The organism is Cupriavidus sp. SK-4 (assembly GCF_000611125.1).
Taxonomy (GTDB): Bacteria; Pseudomonadota; Gammaproteobacteria; order Burkholderiales; family Burkholderiaceae; genus Cupriavidus; species Cupriavidus necator.
Window position 1 is genome coordinate 41,029 of the sequence record NZ_JFJW01000066.1, and the last position, 3,756, is coordinate 44,784.

Annotated in this window: 1 protein-coding gene and 1 pseudogene; one reads left to right on the plus strand and one right to left on the minus strand. The window is 69.6% G+C overall.

What is annotated here, in order from left to right; all coding sequences use genetic code 11:
- Positions 1–44: 44 nt before the first annotated feature.
- Positions 45–1,192 (minus strand): annotated as a pseudogene (locus tag CF68_RS13940) (metallophosphoesterase).
- A 348-nt stretch (positions 1,193–1,540) separates the two neighbouring features.
- Here CF68_RS13940 and CF68_RS13945 point away from each other — a divergent pair.
- Positions 1,541–3,756: carbohydrate-binding family V/XII (locus CF68_RS13945; protein ID WP_235205768.1), on the plus strand; the 2,216-nt coding region annotated here is incomplete at its 3' end.

Here is a 3,756-nt window from a genome sequence, read left to right on the forward strand (position 1 = left end):
TCAGTTGAGCGGGGCTTTTTGCTTCGCCTCAGCGGCAATCATGCCTACGCCCGCACCAGCCTAACCCGCGTAATCTCCGACGGCGCCCCAAACCGCTTCGGCGGTCCCCAATACCCGGTGCCACGGCTGATATAGATCCACAGCGAACCATGCCGCACCAGTCCGGCGGTGTATGGCTGCTGCATCGGCACGAACAGGTTCCACGGCCAGAACTGGCCGCCGTGGGTATGGCCGGACAACNCTGCAGGTCGAAACCGGCTTCCGCCGCGGCGGCAGCGGTGCGTGGCTGGTGGGCCAGCAGCACGCGCGCGCCGGCGTGTGCCGGGGCGCCGGCGATGGCGCGGTGCGGGTCGCTGCGGTGGCTTTCGTGGAAGCGGCCGGCGGAGTAGTCGGTCACGCCGCCGAGTACCAGCGCGTCGCCGTCGTGCTGCAGCACCACGTGTTCGTTCATCAGCACGCGCACGCCCAGGCGGCGCAGCTCAATGATCCACGGCTCCGCGCCGGAGTAGTACTCATGGTTGCCGGTGACGAAGTAGGTGCCGTGGCGCGCCTGCAGCCGGGCCAGCGGCGCGGTGTGGGCGGACAGTTCGCGCACGGTGCCGTCGACCAGGTCGCCGGTGATGGCGACGGCGTCGGCCTGCAGGCTGTTGACGCGGTCGACGATGCGGTCGAGGTAGGGCCGCTTGATGGTGGGCCCGACATGGATGTCGCTGATCTGGGCGATGGTGAAACCGTGCAGGGCGTCAGGCAGGCCGGCCACGGGCACGTCGACTTCGACCACGCACGCCAGCCGGCGGGCATTGATATAGCCGGCCAGCGTGACCAGCAGCGCCAGCAGCGGCACCGCCACGGCACTGCCCGCGGACAGGCCGGGCGCGTGCCAGCCGAGGAGCCGTTCCGCCAGCCAGGCCGCCGCCAGTGCCACGTCGCGTACCAGCGTCAGCACCAGCAGGGATGAGAAGAATCCCATTGCGAGCATGCCGATCCAGGAAACCAGGTCCGACCAGGGCTGGCTGACGCGCCGCGCCAGCAGCCCGGCCGGCAGCAGGGCGCAGGAGAGGGCCAGCCAGGCGACGGCCAATGCCTTGACCGCCATCGGCACCGGCATCGCCGGCAGCAGGCGCAGCCCGATATAGCCGTGCAGCAGGGCTGTCACGAGGGCGGCGGTCAGGATGGTGGTGCGTGGAGGCATGGGGGCGGGGGCCAGGGGGAGTCTTTGAAGATGAGGCCGCGGGGGGCGGCTTCAAGGGGCGATGGGGTGGCATCAGGCCAAGCAAGATGCACACCCGCCTCGCCCGCGCGCGTCGCAACGGCGCATTGCGGCTTGACATGGCGGCCCGCCGCCCCGACTCCTTCTTGTATGAAGGCCGCTGTCGAGGCCGGCTGATCTGTCTTTTTTCTGGCAGATCCTGAATGTTTTCGAATCAGATTGTTCGCCTTTGCGGCCTAATTTAGATTCGCGGGAAGGGCCGCCTGTTGTGCAGCATCGTGCCCGCGGTGCCGGCCCGCCGGCGCAGGCGGCTTCCTCCCGGAGAAACCCATGTCTTTTCGCCTGAAGCAGACCAGCGCCCTGATCGCCGCGGCGTGGCTTGCACTCGCCCCGCTCAGCCCGCACGCCGCCACGCCGGCCAAGCCAGCCGCGGCTGCCCTGAGCTGGCCGCGCAACTTTGACGCCGCCAACGATCACGTGGAGCTGTACCAGCCCCAGATCGAGACCTGGGACGGCAACCGGCTGTCCGGGCGCGCGGCGGTGGCGGTGGGCGAGAAATCGGGTTCGCCGACCTACGGCGTGGTGTATTTCTCGGCCACCGGCGATATCGACAAGCCTTCCGGGCTGGTGCAGCTGACCCGGATCACGGTGGACAGCGTCGAAGTCCCGACCCGGCCCGACGCCGCCGACCGGGTGCGCCAGGCGCTGGTGTCGCGCCTGCCGGCCAACGGACTGACGGTGCCGCTGGACCAGCTGCAGGCCAGCTACGCGGTATCGCAGCAACTGGCCAAGGCTGGCCGTGTGGCGGTGCGCAATGACGCGCCCCAGATCCTTTTTGCCACCACGCCGACGCTGCTGGTGCTGGTCGACGGCGAGCCGGCCTGGCGCGCCGTGCCGGGCACGCAGTACGAACGGGCGCTGAACAGCCGCGCGCTGCTGCTGCGCGAATCCGGTGGCGAGCTGCACCTGAAGGCGGCCGGCTACTGGTATCGCTCCGAATCGGCCGGCGGCGCCTGGGAAGTGATGACGACCGTGCCCAAGGCGCTGGAGAGCGCGGCCACCAAGGCGGCGGCCGGCATAAAGCCCGATACGATGCTGCCGGCCGACGGCAAGCGGCCGGCCAGGGCGCCGGCGATCCTCTTTGCCACGCAGCCGACCGAGCTGGTCATGACCAGCGGCGCGCCGCAGATGACGCCAGTCAGCGGCGTCAGCCTGCTGACGATGTCCAACGCCGACCACGCGGTCTTTGTCGATCCGGCCGCCAACCAGTATTACGTGCTGGTCTCGGGCCGTTGGTTCCGCGCGCCGATGCTGACCGGGCCGTGGGAGTACGTGCCCGGCAGCCAGCTGCCGGCAGATTTCGCCAAAATCCCGGCGACCGACCCCAAGGCCAATGTGCTGGTCTCGGTGCCCGGCACGCCGCAGGCACGCGAGGCCGAGATCGCCGCAGCCATTCCACAGACCGCCACGGTGTCGCGCAGCAAGGCCAGCCTGGCGGTGGCGTATGACGGCGCGCCGCGCTTCACGCCGATCACCGGCACCTCGCTCAGCTACGCGGTCAATAGCGGCACGCCGGTGATCGAGGTCGACAGCGGCCACTACTACGCGGTCGCCAACGGCGTCTGGTTCACCGCGCCGGCGCCGTCCGGTCCGTGGCACGTGGCCACCGAAGTGCCGTCGGCGATCTACACCATCCCGCCGACTTCGCCGGTGTACTACGTGACCTACGTGCGCATCTACTCGGTCACGCCGGAGACGGTGGTGGTGGGCTACACCCCCGGCTACATGGGCGTGGTGGTCAGCGCCGACGGCACGGTGATGTACGGCACCGGCTATGTCTATCCGCCCTATGTGGGCGCGGTCTACTACGGCTACCCGGTCACCTATGGCTATGGCGCCGGCTTTGGCATCGGCACGGCCGAGGGCTTTGCCTTCGGCTTCGGCTTGGGTGCGTTCTGGGGCGCGGCGTCGCCGTACTGGGGCCCTTATTGGTGGGGTGGCGCGTACAACTGGAACTACGTCAACGTGAACCAGGCCAATTTCTACGGCCGCTGGGGCCAGGGCACCGTGACCCACGCCCAGGGCTGGAACGCCTGGACCGGCACCGAATGGCGCGGCACCGCCGGCGCCGGCTACAACCCGGCCACCGGGGCGCGCTACCAGGGCAGCCGCGGTGCGGCGTTCAATCCCTATTCCGGCAACTATGCGGCCGGGCGCCAGGGTTCGTTCGCCAATCCGTCGACCGGGCGCGAGGGCGCTGCGCGCGGCGGCGTGGCCGGCAACACCTACACCGGCAACTATGCCGCCGGCCGCCAGGCGGCGGGCTACAACGCGCAGACCGGCCGCGTCGGCGCGGCCGAGGCGGGCATTGCCGGCAATACGCAGACCGGCCAGCACACTGCCGGCAGCCGTGGCTTTGTCGCCAATCCGGACAAGAACAATGCGGTGGTGTGGAACAACGGCAACGTGTATGCCGGCCATGACGGCTCGGTGTACCAGCACACCGACGACGGCTGGCAGAAGCACACCCCTAGCGGCTGGCCGCC